General features: G+C 67.9%; 23 protein-coding genes. 13 read left to right on the plus strand and 10 right to left on the minus strand.

The genetic code is table 11. The features are described from left to right. Positions 1–78 precede the first annotated feature (78 nt). The 4 genes from AC5P9P_RS15925 to AC5P9P_RS15940 all read left to right on the plus strand — a co-directional run bounded on the left by AC5P9P_RS15925 (position 79) and on the right by AC5P9P_RS15940 (position 5,567). Positions 79–1,224 carry an efflux RND transporter periplasmic adaptor subunit gene (locus AC5P9P_RS15925; RefSeq protein WP_164227427.1) on the plus strand — a complete coding sequence of 382 codons (1,146 nt, stop codon included), beginning with the start codon at positions 79–81 and terminating at the stop codon, positions 1,222–1,224. Between the two features lie 36 nt (positions 1,225–1,260). Then, entirely contained in the window at positions 1,261–4,410 is a 3,150-nt protein-coding gene (locus AC5P9P_RS15930) for a multidrug efflux RND transporter permease subunit (RefSeq protein WP_111172431.1), read from the plus strand. Next, entirely contained in the window at positions 4,391–4,783 is a 393-nt protein-coding gene (locus AC5P9P_RS15935; RefSeq protein WP_005413199.1) for a nuclear transport factor 2 family protein, read from the plus strand. The genes AC5P9P_RS15930 and AC5P9P_RS15935 overlap by 20 nt, the downstream gene beginning before the upstream one ends. Before the next feature lie 94 nt (positions 4,784–4,877). Then, positions 4,878–5,567, plus strand: coding sequence for a COG3650 family protein (locus AC5P9P_RS15940; protein ID WP_164227425.1), 690 nt, complete (start codon positions 4,878–4,880; stop codon positions 5,565–5,567). Positions 5,568–5,721: 154 nt separating this feature from the next. Here AC5P9P_RS15940 and yeiP read toward each other — a convergent pair whose 3' ends face one another. From yeiP to AC5P9P_RS15965, 5 genes are all read right to left on the minus strand, one after another. Next, positions 5,722–6,288, minus strand: a complete 567-nt coding sequence (yeiP, locus tag AC5P9P_RS15945; RefSeq protein WP_005409468.1) for an elongation factor P-like protein YeiP — start codon at positions 6,286–6,288, stop codon at positions 5,722–5,724. Positions 6,289–6,337: 49 nt separating this feature from the next. Further along, a complete protein-coding gene (locus tag AC5P9P_RS15950) occupies positions 6,338–7,108 on the minus strand; it encodes an SDR family oxidoreductase (RefSeq protein ID WP_005409469.1) in 771 nt (256 codons plus the stop codon). A 100-nt stretch (positions 7,109–7,208) separates the two neighbouring features. After that, a complete protein-coding gene (locus AC5P9P_RS15955) occupies positions 7,209–8,105 on the minus strand; it encodes a hydroxymethylglutaryl-CoA lyase (RefSeq protein WP_005409470.1) in 897 nt (298 codons plus the stop codon). Next, positions 8,102–8,503 carry a VOC family protein gene (locus AC5P9P_RS15960; protein ID WP_111108484.1) on the minus strand — a complete coding sequence of 134 codons (402 nt, stop codon included), beginning with the start codon at positions 8,501–8,503 and terminating at the stop codon, positions 8,102–8,104. Before AC5P9P_RS15960 ends, AC5P9P_RS15955 begins: the two co-directional genes overlap by 4 nt. A 2-nt stretch (positions 8,504–8,505) precedes the next feature. Then, entirely contained in the window at positions 8,506–9,294 is a 789-nt protein-coding gene (locus AC5P9P_RS15965) for an enoyl-CoA hydratase/isomerase family protein (protein ID WP_111108483.1), read from the minus strand. Positions 9,295–9,413: 119 nt separating this feature from the next. On the opposite strand from AC5P9P_RS15965, the gene AC5P9P_RS15970 reads away from it, so the two are divergent. From AC5P9P_RS15970 to AC5P9P_RS15980, 3 genes are read left to right on the plus strand one after another with little or no spacing between them, the layout of a single operon-like run. Next, positions 9,414–9,668 (plus strand): FeoA family protein, encoded by a 255-nt coding sequence (locus tag AC5P9P_RS15970; protein WP_005409473.1) that lies wholly within the window; start codon positions 9,414–9,416, stop codon positions 9,666–9,668. Continuing rightward, positions 9,665–11,530: a ferrous iron transport protein B gene (gene feoB, locus AC5P9P_RS15975; RefSeq protein ID WP_049402820.1), complete on the plus strand. Its 1,866-nt coding sequence runs from the start codon at positions 9,665–9,667 to the stop codon at positions 11,528–11,530. The genes AC5P9P_RS15970 and feoB overlap by 4 nt, the downstream gene beginning before the upstream one ends. Continuing rightward, entirely contained in the window at positions 11,530–11,784 is a 255-nt protein-coding gene (locus AC5P9P_RS15980) for a DUF6587 family protein (protein ID WP_033833455.1), read from the plus strand. Before feoB ends, AC5P9P_RS15980 begins: the two co-directional genes overlap by 1 nt. 55 nt (positions 11,785–11,839) lie before the next feature. Here the strand turns inward: AC5P9P_RS15980 and AC5P9P_RS15985 are convergent, their stop codons facing one another. The 4 genes from AC5P9P_RS15985 to AC5P9P_RS16000 form a co-directional block, all read right to left on the minus strand. Continuing rightward, positions 11,840–12,301 (minus strand): DUF4304 domain-containing protein, encoded by a 462-nt coding sequence (locus AC5P9P_RS15985; protein ID WP_033833454.1) that lies wholly within the window; start codon positions 12,299–12,301, stop codon positions 11,840–11,842. Positions 12,302–12,448: 147 nt separating this feature from the next. After that, positions 12,449–13,030, minus strand: coding sequence for an NAD(P)H-dependent oxidoreductase (locus AC5P9P_RS15990; protein ID WP_231522777.1), 582 nt, complete (start codon positions 13,028–13,030; stop codon positions 12,449–12,451). Between the two features lie 55 nt (positions 13,031–13,085). After that, positions 13,086–13,481 carry a MerR family transcriptional regulator gene (locus AC5P9P_RS15995; protein ID WP_049452212.1) on the minus strand — a complete coding sequence of 132 codons (396 nt, stop codon included), beginning with the start codon at positions 13,479–13,481 and terminating at the stop codon, positions 13,086–13,088. A gap of 4 nt (positions 13,482–13,485) precedes the next feature. Further along, positions 13,486–14,247, minus strand: a complete 762-nt coding sequence (locus tag AC5P9P_RS16000; protein ID WP_414486345.1) for a 3-oxoacyl-ACP reductase — start codon at positions 14,245–14,247, stop codon at positions 13,486–13,488. A gap of 90 nt (positions 14,248–14,337) precedes the next feature. On the opposite strand from AC5P9P_RS16000, the gene dapB reads away from it, so the two are divergent. The 5 genes from dapB to AC5P9P_RS16025 all read left to right on the plus strand — a co-directional run bounded on the left by dapB (position 14,338) and on the right by AC5P9P_RS16025 (position 21,293). Then, the gene (gene dapB / locus AC5P9P_RS16005) at positions 14,338–15,066 is read left to right on the plus strand and encodes a 4-hydroxy-tetrahydrodipicolinate reductase (RefSeq protein ID WP_080354654.1); all 729 of its coding nucleotides are present in this window, start codon (positions 14,338–14,340) and stop codon (positions 15,064–15,066) included. Between the two features lie 311 nt (positions 15,067–15,377). After that, complete coding sequence (carA, locus tag AC5P9P_RS16010) at positions 15,378–16,505, plus strand: glutamine-hydrolyzing carbamoyl-phosphate synthase small subunit (RefSeq protein ID WP_014646993.1); 1,128 nt, start codon at positions 15,378–15,380, stop codon at positions 16,503–16,505. Between the two features lie 150 nt (positions 16,506–16,655). Continuing rightward, positions 16,656–19,898, plus strand: coding sequence for a carbamoyl-phosphate synthase large subunit (gene carB / locus AC5P9P_RS16015; protein ID WP_049402816.1), 3,243 nt, complete (start codon positions 16,656–16,658; stop codon positions 19,896–19,898). An 8-nt stretch (positions 19,899–19,906) separates the two neighbouring features. Next, positions 19,907–20,371: a transcription elongation factor GreA gene (gene greA, locus AC5P9P_RS16020; RefSeq protein ID WP_181453298.1), complete on the plus strand. Its 465-nt coding sequence runs from the start codon at positions 19,907–19,909 to the stop codon at positions 20,369–20,371. Positions 20,372–20,375: 4 nt separating this feature from the next. Further along, positions 20,376–21,293, plus strand: coding sequence for a phosphoglycerate mutase (locus tag AC5P9P_RS16025; protein ID WP_033833450.1), 918 nt, complete (start codon positions 20,376–20,378; stop codon positions 21,291–21,293). A gap of 113 nt (positions 21,294–21,406) precedes the next feature. Here the strand turns inward: AC5P9P_RS16025 and AC5P9P_RS16030 are convergent, their stop codons facing one another. Beyond that, entirely contained in the window at positions 21,407–22,447 is a 1,041-nt protein-coding gene (locus tag AC5P9P_RS16030) for a DUF1176 domain-containing protein (protein ID WP_495232947.1), read from the minus strand. Positions 22,448–22,592: 145 nt separating this feature from the next. On the opposite strand from AC5P9P_RS16030, the gene recJ reads away from it, so the two are divergent. Beyond that, positions 22,593–24,350: a single-stranded-DNA-specific exonuclease RecJ gene (gene recJ / locus AC5P9P_RS16035; protein WP_495201980.1), complete on the plus strand. Its 1,758-nt coding sequence runs from the start codon at positions 22,593–22,595 to the stop codon at positions 24,348–24,350. Positions 24,351–24,357: the final 7 nt, after the last annotated feature.

Genomic DNA, 24,357 nt, shown 5'->3' on the forward strand with positions numbered 1-24,357 from the left:
CCATCGAAACCCCATCATCGCCCCGCAGACTGCACGCTTCAGAACCTATCAGCCGCCCGCGCGGCATTGTGCACAGCAATGAGAACCTTCAGGACTCCGGTCGCGTTGATCGCGGCCCTCGCCCTGGCCATGACGGCCTGCTCCGCCCCCGAAGCCACGCCCGAAGCGGCACCGCGCGTCAGCGTGGTCACTGTCGGCCCGCAGGTCGTGCAGCGCGATGACGAACTGCCCGGCCGCGTGGCCGCCGTACGCACCGCACAGATCCGTGCCCAGGTGGGCGGCATCGTGCAGCGCCGGCTGTTTGAGCAGGGTGCGGAAGTGCGCGCCGGCCAGGCCCTGTTCCAGATCGATCCGGCGGCGTTCCGTGCCGATGTCGACTCGGCACTGGCCGCGCTGCAGCGCAGTGAGGCAGCCCTGGGCCGCAGCCGCGTGCAGTCGCAGCGCCTGCATGCGCTGGCGGCCGCGCAGGCGGTCAGCCAGCAGCACCGCGACGATGCCAGTGCCGAGTACGAACAGGCCCGTGCCGCGGTGAACGAGGCGCGCGCGATCCTGGCGCGCCGCCAGCTCGACCTGCGCTATGCAACGGTCAGTGCACCGATTGCCGGCCGCATCGACCAGGCGCTGGTGACCGAAGGTGCACTGGTCGGCGTGGCCGATGCCGAGCCGATGGCGGTGGTGCAGCAGATCGACCAGGTCTACGTCGATGTGCGCCAGCCAGCGGCGCAGCTGGAGTCGCTGCAACGCAATGCCGGTGGCGGCGAGCTGCCGGTGACGATCATCGGTGCGGCCGGCAAGCCGCTGCCCGAACGTGGCCAGATGCTGTTCTCCGGTATCAATGTCGATGCGCGCACCGGTGATGTGATCCTGCGCATCCTGGTCGACAACCCGCAGCGCCAGCTGCTGCCCGGCATGTACGTGCGCGCGAAGGTGCCGCGGGGTGCGCCGGCCAGCGCACTGACCGTGCCGCAGCAGGCCGTGCTGCGCAGTGCCGGTGGCCAGGCCTATGCCTGGGTGATCGCTGGCGATGGCAAGGCGGTGATCCGCACGCTGGAAGTGGACGGTAGTGTCGATCGCCAATGGCTGGTGCGCACCGGCCTGAAGGTGGGCGAAAAGGTGGTGGTCGAAGGCCAGGAACGCCTGCAGGAAGGCGTGGTGGTCGATGCGCGCGACTGGCAGATGCCGGTCGCCAGCGCCGGCGCGGTGCAGGCCGGCAGCAAGGGCTGAGCCTCTACCGGGCCGGTCCCTCCAGGAAAATCCAACATGGCACGTTTCTTCATCGATCGCCCGGTGTTCGCCTGGGTGCTGGCGATCTTCATCATCCTGGCCGGTGTGCTGGCGATCCCGCGGCTGGCGGTGGAGCGCTATCCGGCGGTTGCCCCGCCCAGCGTCAGCATCTATGCCAGTTACCCGGGTGCGAGCCCGCAGACGCTGAATGACGCGGTGGTCGGCCTGATCGAGCGCGAGCTGTCCAGCGTCAAGCACCTGCTGTACTTCGAGTCGTCGGTGGACACCTCCGGCGAAGCCTCCATCACTGCGACCTTCAAGCCGGGTACCAACCCGGAGCTGGCGCAGGTGGACGTGCAGAACCGGATCAAGGCGATCGAGCCGCGCCTGCCGCGCAGCGTGCGCCAGAACGGCCTGTTCGTGGAGGCCGCCGATTCCGGCTTCCTGATGCTGGTCGGCCTGCGTTCGCCGGATGCCGGCGTCAGCGAGGCCGCACTGGGCGACTTCATGGCGCGCAACATCATCGAGGAGCTGCGCCGCATCGATGGCGTCGGCCGCGTGCAGCTGTTCGGTGCGGAGCAGGCGATGCGCGTGTGGCTGGACCCGACCCGGCTGACCGGCTACGGCCTGACCATGGGCGATGTGGCCACCGCCATCGAGCAGCAGAACCTGGAGATCTCGCCGGGGCGCATCGGCGATTCTCCGGGTGTTCCGGGCCAGCGCATCACCGTGCCGCTGAGTGCCGATGGCCAGCTGTCCACGCCGGAGCAGTTCGCTGCCATCGTGCTGCGCGCCGGGGCCGACGGCTCGCGGGTGGTGCTGGGCGATGTCGCCCGCGTCGAGCTGGGCGCGCAGAGCTATGCCTGGGGCACCCGCGAGGATGGCCATCCGGCCACCGCCGCCGGCGTGCAGCTGCGTCCTGGCGCGAACGCGGTTCGCACCGCGTCGGCGGTGCGCGAGCGCATGGCCGAGCTGGCGCCGCTGCTGCCGCGCGGCGTGGAATCGAGCATTCCGTTCGACACCGCGCCGTTCGTCAAGATCTCGATCCAGAAGGTGGTGCAGACGCTGCTGGAGGCGATGCTGCTGGTGTTCGCAGTGATGTACCTGTTTCTGCAGAACTGGCGCTACACGCTGATTCCGGCACTGGTCGCACCGATCGCGCTGCTGGGCACTTTCGCGGTGATGCTGGCGCTGGGCTTCTCGATCAACGTGCTGACCATGTTCGGCATGGTGCTGGCAATCGGCATCATCGTCGACGACGCCATCGTGGTGGTCGAGGGCGTGGAACGGATCATGGCCGAGGAAGGCCTGCCGCCGCGCGAGGCCACCATCAAGGCGATGCGCGAACTGACCGGTGCGGTGATCGGCATCACCCTGGTGCTGACCGCGGTGTTCATTCCGATGGCGCTGGCCAGCGGCTCGGTGGGCGCGATCTACCGCCAGTTCACCGTGGCGATGGCGGTGTCGATCCTGTTCTCGGCGCTGCTGGCATTGAGCCTGACGCCGGCGCTGTGCGCGACCCTGCTGCGCCCGAACACCCATGGCCACCATGGTCGGGGCGGTCTGTTCGGCGCCTTCAATCGTGGCTTCGAACGGATGACCGGGCGCTACCAGCGTGGCGTGGCGTCGGTGCTGCAGCGGAGCGGGCGGGTCATGGGCGTGTTCGCCGCGCTGGTGGCGGCGCTGCTGCTGGGCCTGCACTGGCTGCCGGGCGCCTTCCTGCCGGAAGAGGACCAGGGCTACTTCATGACCTCGATCCAGCTGCCGGCCGAAGCCACCGCCGAACGCACGCTGGCCGTGGTCGAAGCCTACGAACGGCACGTGGCGTCACGCCCGGGCATCGGCTCCAACCAGTCGATCCTCGGCTACAGCTTCTCCGGTTCCGGCCCGAGCGCGGCGCTGACCTACACGATGCTGAAGGACTGGGGCGAGCGTGCAGGGGCCACCGCGGCCGGCGAAGTGGAGGCCGCGCAGAAGGCGATGGCGACGATTGCCGAGGGCGAGGTGATGAGCGTGATGCCGCCGGCGATCGACAGCCTGGGCCGTTCGTCCGGCTTCTCGCTGGCGCTGCAGGCGCGCACCGGGCAGAGCCAGGCCGAACTGCGTGCGGCCCTGCAGCAGCTGCTGAAGCTGGCCGAGGCCAGTCCGCTGCTGTCGGAGGTGCATGCCGATGGCCTGCCGGCAGGTACCAGCGTGCGGCTGGACATCGATCGCGCCAAGGCCGAGGCGATGGGCGTGGGGTTCGAGCAGATCAGCAGCACGCTGTCGGCGGCGATGGGCTCGCAGTACGTCAACGACTTCCCCAACAAGGGGCGGCTGCAGCAGGTGATCCTGCAGGCCGATGCACCCCACCGGATGGAGCTGGAGGATGTGCTGAGGCTGTACGTGCGCAACAGCGAAGGCGGCATGGTGGCGTTGTCGGAACTGGTGACGCCGCACTGGACCGAGGCGCCGCTGCAGCTGCAGCGCTATCTCGGCTTCCCGGCGCTGAACCTGTCCGGCGCACCGGCCTCCGGCGTGTCGACCGGCCAGGCTATGGCGGAGATGGAGCGGTTGGCGGAGAAGCTGCCGTCCGGTTTTGCCCTGCAGTGGACCAGCCAGTCGCTGCAGGAGCGGGAGTCCGGCGCGCAGGCGCCGTGGTTGCTGCTGTTGTCGATGCTGGTGGTGTTCCTGGTGCTGGCGGCACTGTACGAGAGCTGGTCGATCCCGCTGGCGGTGATGCTGGTGGTGCCGCTGGGCCTGCTCGGTGCGGTTGCTGCGGTGCTGTTGCGGGGCATGCCCAACGACGTGTTCTTCAAGGTCGGCATGATCACCGTGATCGGGCTGTCGGCGAAGAACGCAATCCTCATCGTCGAGTTCGCGCGCCAGCTGCAGCAGCAGGGTCGCGGCCTGGTTGAAGCGGCGCTGGAGGCGGCGCGGCTGCGCCTGCGGCCGATCGTGATGACCTCGTTGGCGTTCGCGCTGGGCGTGGTGCCGCTGATGCTGGCGCAGGGCGCGTCGAAGGAAACCCAGCAGGCGATTGGAACCGGTGTGTTCGGCGGCATGGTCAGTGCGACGGTGCTGGCGGTGTTCTTCGTGCCGGTCTTCTATGTAGTGGTGCAGGGCGCGCGGCAGTGGATCGCGCAACGCCTGCGCAGGCGCCGGCCGATGCCGGAAGGATCCGTGGATGGAACGGGACATCGTTGAAGACCTGCATGAGCGGCAGTTGGCAGCGCTGGAACAGCGCCTGCGGCAGGCATTGCTGGATGACGACCACGATGCGCTGACCGCGCTGGTATCGCCGGCATTGTTCATGATGGACGGGCAGGGCGGACGCTTGCTCGACCTGCCGTGGCTGGGCGACTGGCTTGCCGGAAACCTGCACGTGCGCAGCCTGCAGTCGTACGCGGTGGAAACGCTGCTGTGCGGACGCCTGGCGTTGTTGTCCAGCGACGTGCGCTTGTCGGTGCGCGGGCAGGGCCAGGAGCGCGAGCTGAAACTGCGTCTGCTGCGGGTGTGGACCTGCAGTTCCGGCGAAAGCGGCGCGCAGCTGTTGTCGATGGCGGTACTGGCCGCATGAGCGCGGTCAGGCCGCTTTCAGGCCGCTTTCAGGCCCAGCTCACCGACAGGTGGTAGGGTCGAGCCTCTCTGTAGTGTCGACAAGGAGTCGAGCCATGCGTGTAGTACCCAGTCTGTTGGCAGCCTCCCTCGGGTTGGTGCTGGCCGCGTGCCAGCCGGCCCAGCCGCCCGCAGGCGGCAATGACGCCCCGCCTGCCGCGCCGCAGCCGAGCGCCAGCACCGAAGGTGGCAGCGAGACCGCCTACCAGTGTGGTGATCTGAGCGTGCGCGCGACCTTCAATGGCGAGGATGCGGCCACGGTGGTGATCGGCGAACGCACCTTCGCCATGAGCTCCGAGCGTGCGGCGTCGGGTGCCAAGTACGGCGATGGCAAGGGCAACAGCTTCTGGACCAAGGGCAGCGATGACGGCCTGTTGAGCCTGAAGGGCGAGGCGGACCGAGAGTGCCATGCGCTCGAAGCCACTGAAGGCGATGGCAGCGCCGGCAATGCCGCATTCCGTGCCACCGGCAATGAGCCGGGCTGGCTGGCGGTTGTCGACGGCGACACGCCGGGCCTGCAGGTGGAAGTGGATTACGGTGAGCGTCGTTTCGATGTCGCCAAGCCCACCGCAGGTGCTGACGGCTGGAGCGGCAAGGCGTCCGATGGCACCGACGTCAAGCTCAGCTTCCAGCGCACGACCTGCCAGGACGACATGAGTGGCGAGGCGTTCGATGCCAGGGTGAACCTGACCATCGGCACCCGCCAGTACCACGGCTGCGGCAATTTCGGCGCGAAGCAGCCGTAAGCTACCTGTAGAGCCGAGCCACGCTCGGCTGCAGTCCCTGTCCAACGCACAGCAGCCGTGCGTGGGCTCGTTGCTACACGACTGCTACATCCGATGGCCTGCCTGCGGCGAACACGCCGCAGGCAGGGACAGGCAGCCGATCAGCGCGAGGCGCTTAGTCGGCACGGCCCGCGAATTCGCCGGTGGCGGTGTTCACCAGCACGCGTTCGCCGTTGACGATGTACTCCGGCACCATGATCTCGATGCCGGTGTTGAGCTTGGCCGGCTTCGGGCGCTTGGTGGCGGTGCCACCCTTCAGTTCCGGCGGCGTCTCGATCACTTCCAGCACCACCGAGGCCGGCAGCTGGATCGCCACCGGCTGCTCGTCGATGACCTGCACGTAGATGCCGGTCAGGCCGTCGGTGATGTAGCCGGCGTCATCGCCGATCACGTCCGCGTCCAGGGTGTAGGGGGTGTAGTCCTCGTCATCGAGGAAGACGAAGGCGTCGCCGTCCTTGTACGAATAGGTGGACTGGCGGCGCAGCAGTTCGACCTCGACCAGGTTGTCGTCGGCATCGAAGCTGGCGTCGAGCTTGTTGCCGCCCGGCACGCTGTACATGATGAAGCGGAAGCGGACGTTGCCGCCGCGACCCTGCGGCGAGCTGCGCTCGATGTCGCGGATCTGGTACACGCCGTTGTTGTACTCGACGACGTTGCCCTTCTTGATGTCGTTGGCTTTCATGGTGATCTAGGTCGTTGGGGGAGGGCGCCGTCCCGGCGCCCGTGGGGAATCACTTCGGAGCGAGGCGGGTAGCGCCGTCCAGGCGGATGGTCTCGCCGTTGAGGTAGGTGTTGCCGAGGATGAAGCCGACCAGGCTGGCGAAGTCTTCCGGCTTGCCCAGGCGTGACGGGAACGGAATCGAGGCGGCCAGCGACTGCTGCACGGCTTCGGGCATGCCGTCGACCATCGGCGTCCAGAACACGCCCGGAGCAATCGTATTGACGCGGATGCCGAAGCGCGACAGTTCGCGCGCCATCGGCAGCGTCATCGAGACCACGCCGCCCTTGCTGGCGGCATACGCGGCCTGGCCGATCTGGCCTTCATAGGCGGCGATGCTGGCGGTGTTGATGATCACGCCGCGCTCGCCGTCAGTGCCCGCTTCGTTGTGCTGCATGCGGTTGGCCGCGGCCTTGGCCACGTTGAAGCTGCCGACCAGGTTGACCATCACCGTGCCCTGGAAGCCGGCCAGCGGCATCGGGCCTTCCTTCCCCAGCACGCGGCCGGCGCCGAGGATGCCGGCGCAGTTCATCGCCACGTTCAGGCCGCCGAGGAAATCGTGGGCCTGGTCGATGGCCGCGGTCACTGCCGCCTCATCGCTGACGTTGACGTTGAAATAGCGGGCCTTGTCGGCACCCAGCCCGGCAATGGCGGCAGCGCCCTTGTCGTCGTTGAGGTCGAACAGGGCCACCTTGCCGCCCTGGGCGACGAGGTGCTGGGCCACGGCCAGGCCGAGGCCGGAGACGCCGCCAGTGATCACGGCACGTACGGAAGACAGCTGCATTGAACGGTCCTGCAGGTTCGAGAACCGCCGATTCTAACGGAAGCCGCGACCGCCGCTGTTGTGCACTGCGCCGCCTTTGCGGGGCGGCGCAGTGCGGCGGTCAACCGGCGGCGGCCAGCGCCTGCCCGGTGCGGCTGGCGGTGGCGCGGCCGAGCAGGCCGGCCAGCCAGCGGCCGGTCTCGGCCAGTGCCGGCAGGTCCACGCCGCTGTCCAGGCCGAGGCCCTGCAGCAGGTAGACCACGTCTTCGCTGGCCACATTGCCGCTGGCGCCCTTGGCATACGGGCAGCCACCGGCACCCGACACCGCACTGTCGACCACGCGCACGCCTGCTTCCAGGCAGGTGGCGATGTTGGCGATGGCCTGGCCGTACGTATCGTGGAAGTGCACGGCCAGTGCTTCCATCGGAATCTCGGCAGCGACCGCCTGCAGCATCGCCCGTGCCTTGCGTGGTGTGCCGACGCCGATGGTGTCGCCCAGCGAGATTTCGTAGCAGCCCATCTGGTGCAGGGCGCGTGCAACGCGCACCACATCAGCCAGCGGCACTTCGCCCTGGTAGGGGCAGCCGAGCACGGTGGAGACGTAGCCGCGCACGCGCACGCCATCGGCGGCGGCACGGCGCAGGATCGGCTCGAAGCGCGCCAGCGATTCATCGATGCCGGCATTGGTATTGGTGCGGTTGAACGCCTCGGACGCGGCGGTGAACACCGCTACTTCCTCGACGCCCACCGCACGGGCGCGGTCGTAGCCCTGTTCGTTCGGCACCAGTACCGGGTAGTGGATGCCTGGCCGGCGCTGGATGCCGGCATAGACCTCGGCGGCATCGGCCAGCTGCGGGATCCACTTCGGGCTGACGAAGCTGGTCGCCTCGATGCTGCGCAGCCCGGTGGCCGACAGGCGGTTGATCAGTTCGATCTTGTCGGCGGTGGAGACCGACTGCTTTTCGTTCTGCAGGCCGTCACGCGGCCCGACCTCGACGATGCGGACGTAGTCGCTCATGCGGTTGCCCCATTGGCGGGGCGGTGGCAGACCGCCTCGATGTTGTTGCCATCCGGGTCCAGCACGAAGGCGCCGTAGTAGTCCGGGTGATACCACGGGCGCAGGTCCGGGGCGCCGTTGTCGCGGCCACCGGCGGCGAGGGCGGCGGCATGGAAGGCGTCCACCTGGTCGCGGCTGGCGCAGGCGAAGGCCACGTGCACGCCATGGCTGGCGGTGCCGCCATTGCCAAGCCAAAAGAACGGCTTGCCGTCGCGGCCGAAGCCGATGTGGTCGTGCGCGCCGGTCTGTTCGGCGGTCACTTCCATCACCACGCCGATCTGCAGTGGCGCCAGTGCCTGCAGGAAGAAGGCCTTGCTGCGCGCCAGGTCGGCGCTGGTCAAACCAAGGTGATCGAGCATGTTCAGGCTTCCGTGACCCAATGGGGCGCGCGCTTGTCGAGGAAGGCGCCCAGGCCTTCCTGGCCCTCGGCCGACACCCGCAGGCGCGCGATCAGGGCGGCATTATCGCGATCCAGGGTGTCGCGGTCATGGCTGTCGCGGACCTGGCGGACCAGTTGCTTGGCGGTGGACGAGGCGATCGGGCCGGCCTTGTCGAGCAGGGCCAGCTGGCGTTGCACGGCCTCGTCCAGGCGTTCGGGCTCGACCAGTTGGTGGACCAGGCCGATGCGCAGCGCGGTGTCGGCGTCGAAATGCTCGCCGGTGGCGAACCAACGGCGGGCCTGGCGCGGGCCGATGGCTTCGATCACATAGGGCGAGATCACCGCCGGCAGCAGGCCCAGGCGGCTTTCGGTCAGGCCGAAGCGGGCCGAGGTGCTGGCGATGGCAATGTCGCAGCAGGCGACCAGGCCGACGCCGCCACCGAAGGCCGCGCCATGGACCCGGGCCAGGGTCGGCTTGGGCAGCTCGTCCAGGGTGCGCATCAGCCGGGCCAGGGCCAGCGAGTCCTCGCGGTTATCGGCTTCGCTGGCCGCCGCCATGCCGCGCATCCACTGCATGTCGGCACCTGCCGAGAAGGAGGCGCCGTGGCCGGCCAGCACCACCGCGCGCACCGAAGCATCGTGGCCGGCGGCCTCCAGTGCGGCGGTCAGCCGGGCGATCAGCCCGGCGTCAAAGGCGTTGTGCAGCTCCGGCCGGTTCAGCCAGATGGTGAGGACGGCGCCGCTGCGCTCGATCTGCAAAGCATCGTTCATGGGATTCCAGGGTCACTCCATACCTGTATGGATCATAGCGGGCCATTGGTCATGGGCCATGACGCGACGCGGGAATGTTAGAATCGAGAACCATTTACATCCAGCAGAGAACACGCTAGATGACGCTGTCCGAACTGCCGCTGCACACCTCGGCCGTGGTCGAGTCCGTGCAGGACCTGCATGCCAACGATGCCATCGCCCGTCGCCTGCGCGAGCTGGGTTTCGTGAAGGGCGAGGAAGTGCGCCTGGTGGCCAAGGGTCCGGTGGGGGGAGAGCCGCTGCTGGTGCAGGTCGGGTTCACCCGTTTCGCGCTGCGGATCAGTGAAGCCAAGCGGGTCGTGGTCGACGCCGCCAGCCAGGAACGACGCGCATGACTGCTACTGCCACTACCGCCCCCCTGCGCGTTGCGCTGGTTGGTAACCCCAACAGCGGCAAGACCGCACTGTTCAACCAGCTGACCGGCAGCCGGCAGAAGGTTGCCAACTACACCGGCGTCACCGTCGAGCGCAAGGAAGGCCGTCTGCGTGCGCCGTCCGGCCGCGAGTTCGCGGTACTCGACCTTCCGGGCGCCTACAGCCTGCATCCGGCCAGCCTGGACGAGGCGATCACCCGTGACCTGTGCCGGGGCTTCTACCCGGGCGAAGCCGCGCCGGATGTGCTGCTGTGCGTGATCGACGCCACCAACCTGCGCCTGCACCTGCGCTTCGCGCTGGAACTGCGCGAGCTGGGCAGGCCGATGGTGGTGGCGCTGAACATGGTTGATGCGGCCCAGCGCCGTGGCATCCAGGTGGACGTGGCCGCGCTGGAGCGCGAGCTGGGCGTGCCGGTAGTGGAGACCGTGGCGGTGCGCAAGCAGGGCGCCAAGGCCCTGGTCGAACGCCTGGATGCGATGGTCCCGCACCTGGATGCACCGGTGCCGGGCCCGGAAGGTGGCATCGATTACCACGCCAGGGTGCGCGAGATCCTGTCGGTGGCCGTGCGCATGCCGGCGCGGACCGCGAAGATCGACGACGCGCTGGACCGCTGGCTGCTGCACCCGGTGTTCGGGCTGATCAGCCTGGCGGTGGTGATGTTCCTGATCTTCCAGGCCGTGTACGCCTGGGCGACGCCGCTGATGGACGCCATCGAGGCCGGTTTCGCCTGGCTCGGCGCCTTCGTCGGCAGCGTCCTGCCGGAAGGCCCGCTGGCCAGCCTGCTGACCGACGGCATCATCGCCGGTGTCGGTGGCGTGGTGGTGTTCCTGCCGCAGATCCTGATCCTGTTCTTCTTCATTCTGGTGCTGGAGGAATCCGGCTACCTGCCGCGTGCGGCGTTCCTGCTCGACCGCATGATGGCCGCTGCCGGCCTGTCCGGTCGCTCGTTCATCCCGCTGCTGTCCAGCTTCGCCTGCGCAGTGCCGGGCATCATGTCCACGCGCAGCATCCAGGACCCGCGTGACCGCCTGGCCACGATCCTGGTGGCGCCGCTGATGACCTGTTCCGCACGCCTGCCGGTGTACGCGCTGCTGATCGGTGCGTTCATTCCGCAGAAGACGGTATGGGGCGTGTTCAACCAGCAGGGCCTGGTGCTGTTCGGCCTGTACGCGGCCGGCATCCTCAGCGCGCTGGCGATGTCGTGGATCATGAAGAAGTGGCGCCGCGACAAGAGCGAGCATCCGCTGATGCTGGAACTGCCGTCGTACCGCCTGCCGCACGTGCGTGACCTGGCGGTCGGCCTGTACGAGCGCGGCATGATCTTCCTCAAGCGCGTTGGCGGCATCATCCTGGCGCTGACCATCCTGCTGTGGGTGCTGTTGTCGTTCCCGGCAGCGCCGGCGGGGGCCACCATGCCCGCGATCGATTACAGCTACGCCGGCCAGATCGGCCATGCAATGGCTGTGTTCTTCGCGCCGCTGGGCTTCAACTGGCAGATCTGCATCGCGCTGATCCCGGGCCTGGCCGCGCGTGAAGTGGCGGTGTCTTCGCTGGCCACCGTGTATGCGCTGTCGGCAGCCGATGACGATGCTGCCAGCCAGGCACTGACCCCGCTGATCAGCGATGGCTGGTCGCTGGCTACCGCACTGTCGCTGCTGGTCTGGTACATCTACGCCCCGATGTGCATCTCGACGCTGGCCACCATCAAGCGCGAGACCAACTCGTGGAAGCAGATGGGCTTTGCTGCGTTCTACCTGTTCGCGGCGGCCTACGTGGCCGCGCTGATCACCTACCAGGTGACCAGGGCGCTGGGAGGCGGTTGATGGATGCCGGCCTGCTGGTCCAGTACCTGATCATCGCGGTGGCCGTGCTGGTCAGTGCCTGGGTGGTGTTGAAGAAGCAGTTCCCCGGTACCGTGCGCAAGCTGCGCGGTGCGTTGGCGCTGGCCCTGCTGAAGCCCGGTCGCGCCGCCTGGCTGCAGGCGCTGGGGCGGAAGGTCGCGCCACCGGCGAGCGGAAGTGGCGGTGCCTGTGGCGGTTGCGACAGCTGCGGGCCGACTCCGCCGAAGCGGCACTGACGCTGCTTTTCCTGCGCTGGTGGGTGCGAACCTTGGTTCGCACGCTTTCCGGGGTTCAGACCTCCCTGCGGATGATCGCCCGGAAGCGTCCATCCCGATTCAATCGCCGCACCGATTCCCGGTTCCCATGGGTTGCCGCGAAGCCGGCCACGTCGGCAAGGGCATCAAGCAGCAGGGCTTTCAGTCCGTCGCGGTTACCAGCCTGCAGCAGGTCTTCAAGATCCTGCTGGGTGAAGGCCCGGCGCAGGCCTGGTGTCTCTTCGATCCGCCAGTCGACGTGGGGCGTGGGAATGCTGGAGCGGTACCTGAAAGCCGTTTCAAGATCGTCAGGTGCGAGGGGATGCTTGAGCAGCTCTGGAAAGTAGAGTCCAGCATTCACATAGAAACCCCGGCTTTCGCTGGCACGCTGGTGATTCACGACAAGCAGGGCGTCATCCAGCAAGCGGTAGCGGGTAGTCGTGGTCCCGGCAAAGCCGGTCTTCCTGGCGCACTTGCTGAAGACAGTCGAGGATTTCATGGGCTTTGCCCGGGCCGGAACAGGGGGGCACAGCCTTGAGGCGCGGTGCCTGGCGGTCAATTGGCAAACGCGACACCCGCAACGAGCGCCCCAGGTGCGTGCGAACGCCCCGGGTGGGTGCGAACCTTGGTTCGCACGCTCTTCTGGCTAGTTGGCGCGTGAGCCCAGCTCCGCCGCCAGCGCCAGCCACTTGCTGCGTTGTGCCGCTGTACTGCTGCGTACAGCGCCAAGGCGGCTGACACGCACCGGGCGGATGCCGCAGAACTGCAGGATGGTGGCGCGGATCTGGGCGATGCCCGGGTCGCGGTAGACCCAGCGGTAGTACCAGGGCGGCGCATCCAGCGTGGTGATCACCCGCGCGCTGCGCCCGGCCAGCAGCCGGTCCCACCACACCGAATCGCGCCGGTAGCGGAAGGCGTACCCCGGCAGCAGCACGCGATCGAAGAAGCCCTTCAGCAGTGCTGGCATCGCGCCCCACCAGGTGGGGTAGACCAGCACCAGGTGATCGCAGGCCTCGATCGCTTCCGCGGCGTCCTGCAGGTCGGCTTCCAGCGGCTGGATCTGACGGTAGCCGTGGCGCAGTACCGGGTCGAACTGGAGGTCACCCAGGGCGATCAGGCGCACCCGGTGGCCAGCATTCTCGGCGGCGGTGGCATAGCGCTGGGCGAGGGCGCCGCACAGGCTGTCACGGTCAGGATGGCCCAGCAGGATCAGGATGGAACGGGACACGGCAACCTCGCGCAATGGAAAGTGCGCGAGGTTGGGGTCTGCCCCAGGGGCAGAGTCAAACCGGGGTGGTGCAGCCGCTGGGTTGCAGGATGCAGTCGCCGCTGCCGGAGTGCAGCCACTGCTGCAGTTCGTCGCTGACCAGCTGCAGGTCGCGCTCGACCTGTGCCAGCCGCATGCGCTCGTCGGCAATGCGGCCGCGCTGCTGCTCCAGCAAGGCCAGTACCGCTGGCCAGTCGAGCCGTCCATCGCGGCCCAGCAGGCGCGAGATCGCGGCCAGGGTGATGCCCAGCCCCAGTGCCTGGCGGATCAGCTGCACCCAGGCCACGTCCTGTTCGCTGTAGTCGCGATAGCGGTTCAGGCGTGGCACCGGCGGCAGCAGTCCGCGCGCCTCGTACAGGCGGATGGCCTTGGCACTGGCGCCGGTCAGGCGGCTGACTTCGGAGATGCGCATCGACTCAGTCCCGCACCAGCCCGCCATCGACCACCAGGTTCTGACCGGTCACCGCGCGCGACCAGGGGCTGGCGAAGAACAGCGCGGCATCGGCGAACTCGGCCGGCGTGGTGACGCTGCGCAGTGGCGTGTTGGCGGCGATGTAGTCGAACACTGCTTCCGGCGTGGCGGCGCTGGCATCGGTGGTGCGCAGCAGGCCGCCGGACAACATGTTCACGGTGATGCCATGCGGGCCGAGGTCGCCGGCCAGGGTGCGGGTCAGCGACAGCAGTGCGGCCTTGGCGGCGGTGTAGTCGTGATAGGGCACCACCGGATTCTGGAACAGGTTGGTGCCGATGTTGATCACCCGACCGAAGCGACGGGCCTGCATGCCGGGCAGGGCGGCCTGCACGGTGTTCAGCGCGCCGCGCACGCTGCCCTCGAACTGCGCCTGGAACGCCGGCCAGCCGATGTCGGCGGCGCCGTCGCGGGCATCACCATTGAACGAGAACGCTGCCAGTGCGTTGTTGACTACGGTGGTGACGCCCTGGCCGAAGTGGGCCAGGGCGTGCTGCAGCATTGCATCGACCTCGGCGCGCTCAGTGACATCGGCCGGCAGCGCGATCGCCTGTCCGCCCAGCTCGGCAGCCAGAGCACGTGCGGCGCCTTCGCTTCGGTGGTAGTTGATGATGACGCGCGCGCCCTGGGCGGCGAAGGCGCGGGCGATGTGCTGGCCAAGGCCGCGGCCGGCACCGGTGACCAGCACCAGCTGTTCGCTGATCTGCATGAGGGAACTGCCATCCATTGCATGAAAGGGCATGCAGCGTAGCAGCGATGGCGCTTGCCGGAGCGGGCGTGCTGCCGCTAGCCTGCAGGCATGAACCAGACTCCCCTGCGATTGCTCATCCACGGTGCCTCCGGGCGCATGGGCCAGGCCCTGCTGCGGCTGGCCGCCGAACATCCCGAAACCCTGCAGATCGCCGCTGCGGTGACGGGTCGTGCGCCGGCCCAGCGCGTGGTCGATGGCGTACCGTTCTTCGCGGCCAGCGAGCTGCCCGGTGCGCCGGCATTCGACGTGGCGATCGACTTCAGCCTGCCGGAGGGTTTCGACCCGATGCTGGCACTGTGCGTGGAACGTGGTGCGGGGCTGGTCTCGGGCACTACCGGCATCTCCGGCACGCAGCGCCAGGCGCTGGAGGCCGCCGCGGCGAAGATCCCGCTGGTCTGGGCCTCGAATTTCAGCCTGGGCGTGGCGGTACTGGACGAACTGGTCGAGCGCGCGGCGCAGGCGCTGGCCGGCTGGGACTGCGACATCGTCGAGTCTCACCACACCCAGAAGAAGGACGCGCCGTCGGGCACTGCACTGACCCTGGGCGCGGCCGCGCAGCGGGGCGGGGCGGAGCCGCACTATGCCAGCCTGCGCGCTGGTGACATCGTCGGCGAGCATCTGGTCCAGTTCGCCGGGCTGGGCGAGCGTATCGAGCTGGTGCACCGGGCCACCAACCGCGACATTTTCGCCCGCGGCGCCCTGTTCGCCGCACGTCAGCTGCATGGCCGCGCCCCGGGCAGCTACCGGGTACGGGACCTGCTGGACGGGCCCAGGTAACGGGCCCGGGTCGATGGTAGATGCCAACCTTGGTTGGCAGGCTTTCCGGGAAGCGCCAACCAAGGTTGGCATCTACCAGGGGCGCGGCGGACCCCGCATACGCCGCCGGATTGAAATGAATGCGCAATCGCCCGTTCATGAAGCGTGATAACCGCTGGCGCGAGCGCCCCGGCAGCGCTACAATTCGCACTCGCCGAATCACGAAAGCCGGACCGGTCCCAGACCGCACGTCCGCGCTTTTTTGCAACCGGATTTCCGTGAAGCGCAGGCGTGACTTCGGCAGCCCCCTCGGTAGCCAAAGTGAGATTCCCGTGACCCAAGCCGCAATCCTCGTCCTCGAAGACGGCACCGTATTCGAGGGCGAATCCGTAGGCGCGCCCGGCCTGTCCGTCGGTGAGGTGGTGTTCAACACCGCCATGACCGGCTACCAGGAAGTGCTGACCGACCCGTCCTACGCCCGGCAGATGGTCACGCTGACCTATCCGCATATCGGCAACACCGGCATGACCGACCAGGACAATGAAGCGTCCAAGGTGTGGTCGGCCGGCCTGATCGTGCGCGATGTTCCGCGTCGCCCCAGCAACTGGCGCAGCCAGGTGTCGCTGCAGGACTGGCTGATCCAGCGTGGCGTGGTTGCCATCGCCGGCATCGACACCCGCAAGCTGACCCGCATCCTGCGCGAGAAGGGCGCGCAGAACGGTGCGCTGATGGCCGGCGACATCGACGTGGAAAAGGCACTGGAAGCCGCCCGCAAGTTCCCGGGGCTGAAGGGCATGGATCTGGCCAAGGTCGTCACTACCGAGAAGACCTACACCTGGACCGAGGGCCAGCTGGACCTGGATGCCAACGCTTTCGTCAGCGTGCCGGCCCGGTTCAAGGTCGTGGCCTACGACTTCGGCGTGAAGACCAACATCCTGCGCATGCTGGCCGAGCGCGGCTGCGAAGTGACCGTGGTGCCGGCGCAGACCCCGGCCGCCGAAGTGCTGGCGCTGAAGCCGGATGGCGTGTTCCTGTCCAACGGCCCGGGTGACCCGGAACCGTGCGACTACGCCATCGAAGCGATCAAGACCTTCATCGACGTGAAGATCCCGACCTTCGGCATCTGCCTGGGCCACCAGCTGCTGGGCCTGGCCTCGGGCGCGCAGACCATGAAGATGGGCCACGGCCACCACGGTGCCAACCACCCGGTGCAGGACCTGGACAGCGGCCGGGTGATGATCACCTCGCAGAACCACGGCTTCGCGATCGATGAAGCGACCCTGCCGCCGACCCTGCGCGTGACCCACCGCTCGCTGTTCGATGGCACCAACCAGGGTGTCGCCCGCACCGACGTGCCGGCGTTCTCGTTCCAGGGCCATCCGGAAGCGTCGCCGGGCCCGACCGATGTCGGTCCGCTGTTCGACCGCTTCGTGGTGCTGATGGAGCAGGCCAAGGCGTGATCAGTACGCCGCCGGCCCCCCCGGTGGCGTCGCGATGGACCGTAAACCCCGCATCGCTGCTGCCCCTGGCGCGGCGCTGCGGTTCAAGATTCCTGATCGACAGCGTGCGATCACTCCCCCTTGTCACGCTGTACTGACTTAGAGAAGAAAATGCCCAAGCGCACTGACCTCAAGACCATCCTCATCATCGGTGCTGGCCCGATCGTCATCGGCCAGGCCTGCGAGTTCGACTACTCCGGCGCCCAGGCCTGCAAGGCCCTGCGTGACGAGGGTTACCGCGTGGTGCTGGTCAACAGCAACCCGGCCACGATCATGACCGACCCGGAGATGGCCGACGCCGTCTACATCGAGCCGATCAACTGGCAGACGGTCGAGAAGATCATCGCCAAGGAAAAGCCCGATGCACTGCTGCCGACCATGGGTGGCCAGACCGCGCTGAACTGCGCGCTGGACCTGGCCGACAACGGCGTGCTGGAGAAGTACAACGTCGAACTGATCGGCGCCAAGCGCGAAGCGATCCGCATGGCCGAAGACCGCGAGCTGTTCCGCGTGGCCATGGGTGAGATCGGCCTGGAGTGCCCGACCGCCGCCGTCGCCCACACCCTGGACGAAGCGCTGGAAATCCAGACCCGCGTTGGCTACCCGACCATCATCCGCCCCAGCTTCACCCTGGGCGGCAGCGGTGGCGGCATCGCCTACAACCGCGAAGAGCTGGTCGAGATCGTCAGCCGCGGCCTGGAACTGTCGCCGACCACCGAAGTGCTGGTGGAAGAGTCGGTGCTGGGCTGGAAGGAATTCGAGATGGAAGTGGTCCGCGATACGGCGGACAACTGCATCATCGTCTGCTCGATCGAGAACCTGGACCCGATGGGCGTGCACACCGGTGACTCGATCACCGTGGCGCCGGCACAGACCCTGACCGACAAGGAATACCAGCGCCTGCGCGATGCCTCCATCGCCGTGCTGCGCAAGATCGGCGTCGATACCGGTGGCTCGAACGTGCAGTTCGGCATCAACCCGAAGACCGGCCGCGTGGTCGTCATCGAGATGAACCCGCGCGTGTCGCGTTCCTCGGCGCTGGCTTCCAAGGCCACCGGCTTCCCGATCGCCAAGGTCGCCGCCAAGCTGGCCGTCGGCTACACCCTGGACGAACTGAAGAACGAAATCACCGGCGGCCTGACCCCGGCCTCGTTCGAGCCGTCCATCGATTACGTCGTCACCAAGATCCCGCGCTTCGCCTTCGAGAAGTTCCCGGCCGCCGACGCCCGCCTGACCACCCAGATGAAGTCGGTGGGTGAGGTGATGGCGATGGGCCGCACCTTCCAGGAGTCGGTGCAGAAGGCCCTGCGTGGCCTGGAAACCGGCAAGGTCGGCTTCGACCCGACCGGCCTGGACCTGGGCAACGAAGACGACCTGCAGACCCTGCGCCGCGAACTGAAGGCACCGGGTCCGGAGCGCCTGTTCTTCGTCGCCGACGCCTTCCGTGCCGGCATGAGCGTGGAAGAGATCTACGCGCTGTCCTTCATCGACCACTGGTTCCTGGACCAGATCGAGGAAATCATCGCGGCCGAAAGCGAAGTCGCCGCCGGTGGCATCGACGCACTGGACGCTGCGCGCCTGCGCAAGCTGAAGCGCGCCGGTTTCTCCGACGCGCGCCTGGCGCAGCTGACCGGCACCAACGAAGCCGCCATCCGCGCGCTGCGTCGTGCGCACAAGGTGCGCCCGGTCTACAAGCGCGTGGACTCCTGTGCCGGTGAATTCTCCACCGGTACCGCCTACCTGTACTCGACCTACGAGGACGAGTGCGAGGCCGCGCCGAGCAACCGCGACAAGATCATGATCCTGGGCGGTGGCCCGAACCGCATCGGCCAGGGCATCGAGTTCGACTACTGCTGCGTGCACGCGGCACTGGCGCTGCGCGAGGATGGCTATGAAACCATCATGGTCAACTGCAACCCGGAAACCGTGTCGACCGACTACGACACCTCCGACCGCCTGTACTTCGAACCGCTGACCCTGGAAGACGTGCTGGAAATCGTCGAACTGGAACAGCCGAAGGGCGTGATCGTGCAGTACGGCGGCCAGACCCCGCTGAAGCTGGCGCGCGCGCTGGAAGCCAACGGCGTGCCGGTGATCGGCACCAGCCCGGATTCGATCGACCTGGCCGAGGACCGCGAGCGCTTCCAGCAGCTGGTCGACAAGCTGGGCCTGAAGCAGCCGCCGAACCGCATCGCCCGCAACGACCAGGAAGCGCTGCTGCTGGCCCGCGAGATCGGTTACCCGCTGGTGGTGCGCCCGAGCTACGTGCTGGGCGGCCGTGCGATGGAAATCGTCTACGGCGAAGCCGACCTGGCCCGCTACGTGCGCGACGCGGTGAAGGTGTCCAACGATTCGCCGGTGCTGCTGGACCGCTTCCTCGACAACGCCGTGGAGTGCGACGTCGACATCATCGCCGACAAGGATGGCAACGTCCTGATCGGTGGCGTGATGGAGCACATCGAAGAAGCCGGCGTGCACTCGGGTGACTCGTCCTGCTCGCTGCCGCCGTACTCGCTGTCGGCCAAGACTCAGGCCGAGCTGCGCCGCCAGGTGGTGGAACTGGCCAAGGCCCTGAACGTGGTTGGCCTGATGAACACCCAGTTCGCGATCCAGACCAACGACGACGGTGATGACACCATCTATCTGCTGGAAGTGAACCCGCGTGCCTCGCGCACCGTGCCGTTCGTGTCCAAGGCCACCGGCATGCCGCTGGCCAAGATCGCCGCGCGCTGCATGGCCGGCAAGAGCCTGGCCGAGCAGGGCGCGACCAAGGAGATCGTGCCGGACTACTACTCGGTGAAGGAAGCGATCTTCCCGTTCGCCAAGTTCCAGGGCGTCGACCCGATCCTCGGGCCGGAGATGCGCTCCACCGGTGAGGTGATGGGCGTGGGCCGCAGCTTCAACGCCGCCTTCGCGCGTGCGCAGGAAGCCGGCGGCATCAAGGCACCGCCGGTCGGCAAGGCCTTCGTTTCGGTCCGCGATCCGGACAAGAAGCGCGTGCTGCCGGTGGCCAAGGCGCTGCTGGCGCGTGGCTACAGCCTGGTCGCGACCCGTGGCACCGCCGCGTGGCTGCAGCAGCACGGCATGGACTGCGAGATCATCAACAAGGTGGTCGAAGGCCGTCCGCACATCGTCGACTCGATCAAGAACGGCGAGATCGTCTACATCGTCAACACGACCGAAGGTCGTTCGGCGATCAACGACTCGTTCTCGATCCGTCGCGAGGCGCTGCAGCATCGCGTCACCTACTCGACCACCATTGCCGGCGCCAAGGCGCTGGTGGATTCACTGGAATTCCGCGGCACCGGCCCCGTCTGGTCGCTGCAGGAGCTGCACAAGGAGTTGAATGCATGAGAGCCCCCATCACGATGAAGGGCGCGCAGAAGCTGCGCGACGAACTGGATCACCTGAAGTCGGTCAAGCGCCCCAAGGTGATCGCCGCCATCGCCGAAGCACGTGAGCATGGCGACCTGAAGGAGAACGCCGAGTACCACGCCGCGCGCGAGGAACAGGGCTTCATCGAAGGCCGCATCAAGCAGCTCGAAGGCGAGCTGTCGCACGCCGAGATCATCGACGTGAGCAAGCTCAATGCAGGCTCCAAGGTGGTGTTCGGCGCCAGCGTGACGCTGGCCGACGTGGAAACCGACGAAGAGAAGAAGTACCAGATCGTCGGTGACCTGGAGGCGGACATCAAGCAGGGCCTGATCGCGATTTCCTCGCCGGTGGCGCGCGCGATGATCGGCAAGCTGGAAGGTGATTCGATCGTGATCGACGCCCCGGCCGGCCAACGCGAGTACGAGATCGTCAGCGTCAGCTACGTGGACTGACCCGGTGGCAACGGCGACCCTGCTGTTGCCGGCACGCAGCCGCTTTGCCGCGGCTGCGTTGCCGGACGATGTGGCGCGCGCGCTTGGCCGCGCCACGACGGTGCAGGTCGCACCGGGTGAACGCGCGCAGCTGACGCGCCATTTCACGGTCGCCGCGCCCCAGTGGCCGGTGGCCGCGTTGACCCGCCAGCGCGACGTCGGCGATGCCGCTGGCGCCAGCTGGCTGCGTGCCGATCCGGCCTGCATGGTGCCGGACATGCATGGCGCGCGGATGATGGCCTACGGCGAAACGCTGCGACCGACCCTGGCCGACTGCCTGGCCCTGCTGCCGGTGCTGCAGCCGTTGTTCGCCGATGCCGGATTCGTGCTCGACGCACCGGACCCTTCGCGCTGGTACCTGCGCCTGCCGATCGACCTGGCCCTGCCGGACTTCGACAGTCCGGACGAGGTGCTGGGCGATGACCTGTTCTCGCACCTGCCGGAAGGCGAGGGCGGCCGCCGTTGGCGGGCGCTGATGACCGAAGCGCAGGTACTGCTGCATAACCATTCCTGGAACCAGCAGCGCGCCGCGCAGGGACAACAGCCAATCAATTCGCTGTGGTTCTGGGGTGGTGGCGTGATGCCGGTGTCGGTCAGCACGCCGCACGCACAGGTGCGCAGCCGCGATGCGCTGCTGCAAGGCCTGGCTCTTGCGGCTGGCGTAGCCGTGGATGGCGAGCAGGCGGTGGATGCACTGGTTGATCTGCGCCAGCTGCGCTCGCTGCAGCAGCTCGGCAACGATGCGATCCGTCCGCTGCTGGCCGCGCTCAAGCGCGGCGAGCTGCAGCGGCTGGTGCTGGATTTCGAGGACGGCCTGCAGTTCCAGCTGGATCGCGGACAGCACTGGCAGTTCTGGAAGAAGCCGCGCCAGCTTCACGACTGATCGGGGCCTCCGCCGAGCGGGGTCGGGTCCGTTTTCCATCGGAAAACGGCGTTGACCCCGATGTTTGCCGGGGTTGCCGGCCAGCGGGCGGCACTATCGCAGGTAGCGGCGCCTCAACGGACCTCGCTGACCACCGTCGGCAGCTGCCAATGACCACCCGCCACGCCGCGGCACTGCCCGGTGGTGAACTCGCCGCTCTTCACGAATCGCGCGCCATCCCAGGCCCAGTCGTGGCCGGAGAAGCAGTCACCGATGCCGCGTCCACGGAAGCGCCCACGCAGCGTCGCGTCATCGCGATCAAAGTCCTCCGCGTTGGAGGTCACGAACTTCGCCTGGTACGGCGCCTTGTCCTGCACTACCCAGTAGCCGCTGCTGAAGTTGTAGGCACCCATGAAGCAGCTGGTGCTTGCCAGTACATGCTGGGCGTCCAGTCGCTGGATCTCGATCTCGTCTGTCCCACCCTCGCTCAGGCGGCCGCACTCATCCGGCTTCGGCAGGCTGGCGATCAGTGCCTTGCGCAGGCCCGGTGCGTTCGCCAGTGCCGCGTCCGAGGCGCGCGGTGCCATCAGCGTGCCGCGCATGATCACTGGCACCGGCAACGCCGCAGGCACGCTCGCTTCAGCCTTGTCGCCACGCCGCACCAGCGCACCGGGCGTGCCCAGCCGGCCTTGGGCCTCGTCCATCTTCAGCAGTACGGCCGCTGCACCACTGTCGGAGATCGGCCACGCCTTGCCCTTGCCGTCGATGATGCCGATGCGTGCGTGGCGCGGCAGCGCGGCGACCAGCGCATCGGTCTGTCCCTGCTGCAGCAGTACTTGATCTCCGTCGCCGGTGTCGCGCACCGGGCCCAGGTCCTTGCCGTTCAGGCGCAGGCGCAGCGCCCCGGTCGGCGTCGCGCTTTCGCCATCCTCGCCATTGCGCAGCCGCGCGAGCACCTTCGTACCCGGGCCGCCCGCGCGTTCCAGCATCAGGCTGAGCAGATTGCCGGGTTGTTCCGGACTGTAGCCGGCGGCGCGGCAGGTGCGGGTGTTGTCACAGGCCAGCGACCAGTCGTTGTGCTGGAACTGCACGCCGGCCTTCGGTTCGGGCGTGGCGGCGTGGGTGGCCGGGGCCAGGGCGAGGCCCAGCAGCGCGGGAAGGAGCGTGCGATGCATGCGTTGAAGTCCATTTCCGGGCCGACAAGCATGGAAGATGGGCTGGCAAATTCCAAATGCCAGCGATCGGGGTGGAGCCTCCTGCGGGCAGAGAGATCCGACCCCGCGCTATCATGGGCATGTCTTCCGCAACCCGGCGATGCCGATGTCCCTTGCCGCCGATGCTGCGCAGCCGTCCTCTGATACGCCGATGATCCGCCGCCGCGATGCGGTCGTGCCCGGCAGCTGGCCAGACGGCACGCTGCCACTGCTGGCGCGACTCTATGCCAGCCGCGGCGCCGGTACGCCAGAGCTGGCACTGCCGAAGCTGGGCAGCCTCCACGCGCCGGAGCTGCTGACCGGCATCGATGATGCGGTGGGTCTGCTGATCGAGGCCATCGCCAACGACAAGCGCATCCTGGTGGTCGGCGATTTCGATTGCGATGGCGCCACCGCCTGTGCGGTCGGCGTGCGGGGCCTGCGCATGCTCGGCGCGCAACACGTCTTCCACGCGGTGCCGAACCGCATGGTGCACGGCTACGGCCTGTCACCTTCTCTGGTGGAGGAGCTGGCCGAGCTGCAGCCGGACCTGCTGGTCACGGTCGACCACGGCATCGCCTGCCATGCGGGCGTGATCGCGGCCAAGGCACGTGGCTGGCAGGTACTGGTCACCGACCATCACCTTCCCGGTCCGCAGCTGCCGCCGGCCGATGTCATCGTCGATCCCAATCTGGACGGCGATGCGTTCCCCAGCAAGTCGCTGGCCGGCGTCGGTGTGATCTTCTACGTGCTGATGGCGCTGCGCCGTCACATGCGCGAGGCCGGCGTCTTCGCCGATGGCAAGGGGCCGGACCTGACCACGCTGCTGGACCTGGTGGCGGTCGGCACCGTTGCCGACCTGGTGGCGCTGGATCCGAACAACCGGGCACTGGTCAGCGCGGGCCTGCGCCGTCTGCGCGCGGGGCAGGGCTGCGTCGGCCTGCGAGCGCTGATCGAAGCCAGCGGCCGTGATGCGGCGCGGCTGACCGCCACCGACATCGGCTTCGCGCTCGGCCCGCGCCTGAATGCCGCGGGCCGGCTGGAAGACATGGCGCTGGGCATCGCGCTGTTGCTGACCGAAGACCCGCGCCAGGCGCGGGAGATCGCGCAGACGCTGGAGCAGATCAACTCAGAACGCCGCGCGGTGCAGCAGGCGATGACCGATGACGCCGAGCAGGCGTTGACCCGCGTGGTGCTGGACATGGCCGGTCAGCGACCGGTGGCGGCCTGCCTGTTCGATGCCGACTGGCATCCAGGCGTGGTCGGCCTGGTCGCATCGAAAATGAAGGATCGCCTGCATCGCCCGGTGATCGCCTTCGCCCCGGCCGAACCCGGCGCCGACACCCTGCGAGGCTCGGCGCGCTCGATTCCCGGCCTGCACATCCGTGACGCGCTGGCGTTGGTCGATGCACGCCATCCGGGCCTGATCGAGCGCTTCGGTGGGCATGCCATGGCGGCCGGCCTCAGCCTGCGGCGTGACCACGTCGATTCCTTCAAGGCCGCCTTCGTCGCGGTGGTGCTGGAAATGCTCGACCCGGCGGCACTGCAGCAGCAGGTGCTCAGCGACGGCGAACTGGCCGCGGACGAGCTCGATCATCGCCACGCCGATGCGCTGCGGTTGGCCGGCCCATGGGGCCAGGGCTTCCCCGAACCCCTGTTCGACGGCCACTTCGAAGTGGCCAACTGGCGCGTGCTGAAGGAGCGCCACCTGAAGCTGGAACTGCGCCTGCCGGGCGTGCCCGGCACCATCAACGCCATCCATTTCGGCGGCTGGCACGGCAATGCGCCTGGCCGCCACGTGCACCTCGCCTACCGCCTGGCCTGCGATGACTACCGTGGCGGCAGCGCCATCCAGCTGATCATCGAACACTGCCTGCCCGCCTAGAAAAAGG

Source organism: Stenotrophomonas sp. YJH_SMC_14-1, from assembly GCF_059372275.1.

Bases quoted from the DNA above. Each gene is read 5' to 3' on its own strand.
- AC5P9P_RS15925 (WP_164227427.1), top strand. From the start codon at position 79: ATGAGAACCTTCAGGACTCCGGTCGCGTTGATCGCGGCCCTCGCCCTG.
- AC5P9P_RS15930 (WP_111172431.1), top strand. From the start codon at position 1,261: ATGGCACGTTTCTTCATCGATCGCCCGGTGTTCGCCTGGGTGCTGGCG.
- AC5P9P_RS15935 (WP_005413199.1), top strand. From the start codon at position 4,391: ATGGAACGGGACATCGTTGAAGACCTGCATGAGCGGCAGTTGGCAGCG.
- AC5P9P_RS15940 (WP_164227425.1), top strand. From the start codon at position 4,878: ATGCGTGTAGTACCCAGTCTGTTGGCAGCCTCCCTCGGGTTGGTGCTG.
- yeiP (WP_005409468.1), bottom strand. From the start codon at position 6,288: ATGAAAGCCAACGACATCAAGAAGGGCAACGTCGTCGAGTACAACAAC.
- AC5P9P_RS15950 (WP_005409469.1), bottom strand. From the start codon at position 7,108: ATGCAGCTGTCTTCCGTACGTGCCGTGATCACTGGCGGCGTCTCCGGC.
- AC5P9P_RS15955 (WP_005409470.1), bottom strand. From the start codon at position 8,105: ATGAGCGACTACGTCCGCATCGTCGAGGTCGGGCCGCGTGACGGCCTG.
- AC5P9P_RS15960 (WP_111108484.1), bottom strand. From the start codon at position 8,503: ATGCTCGATCACCTTGGTTTGACCAGCGCCGACCTGGCGCGCAGCAAG.
- AC5P9P_RS15965 (WP_111108483.1), bottom strand. From the start codon at position 9,294: ATGAACGATGCTTTGCAGATCGAGCGCAGCGGCGCCGTCCTCACCATC.
- AC5P9P_RS15970 (WP_005409473.1), top strand. From the start codon at position 9,414: ATGACGCTGTCCGAACTGCCGCTGCACACCTCGGCCGTGGTCGAGTCC.
- feoB (WP_049402820.1), top strand. From the start codon at position 9,665: ATGACTGCTACTGCCACTACCGCCCCCCTGCGCGTTGCGCTGGTTGGT.
- AC5P9P_RS15980 (WP_033833455.1), top strand. From the start codon at position 11,530: ATGGATGCCGGCCTGCTGGTCCAGTACCTGATCATCGCGGTGGCCGTG.
- AC5P9P_RS15985 (WP_033833454.1), bottom strand. From the start codon at position 12,301: ATGAAATCCTCGACTGTCTTCAGCAAGTGCGCCAGGAAGACCGGCTTT.
- AC5P9P_RS15995 (WP_049452212.1), bottom strand. From the start codon at position 13,481: ATGCGCATCTCCGAAGTCAGCCGCCTGACCGGCGCCAGTGCCAAGGCC.
- AC5P9P_RS16000 (WP_414486345.1), bottom strand. From the start codon at position 14,247: ATGCAGATCAGCGAACAGCTGGTGCTGGTCACCGGTGCCGGCCGCGGC.
- dapB (WP_080354654.1), top strand. From the start codon at position 14,338: ATGAACCAGACTCCCCTGCGATTGCTCATCCACGGTGCCTCCGGGCGC.
- carB (WP_049402816.1), top strand. From the start codon at position 16,656: ATGCCCAAGCGCACTGACCTCAAGACCATCCTCATCATCGGTGCTGGC.
- AC5P9P_RS16030 (WP_495232947.1), bottom strand. From the start codon at position 22,447: ATGCATCGCACGCTCCTTCCCGCGCTGCTGGGCCTCGCCCTGGCCCCG.
- recJ (WP_495201980.1), top strand. From the start codon at position 22,593: ATGTCCCTTGCCGCCGATGCTGCGCAGCCGTCCTCTGATACGCCGATG.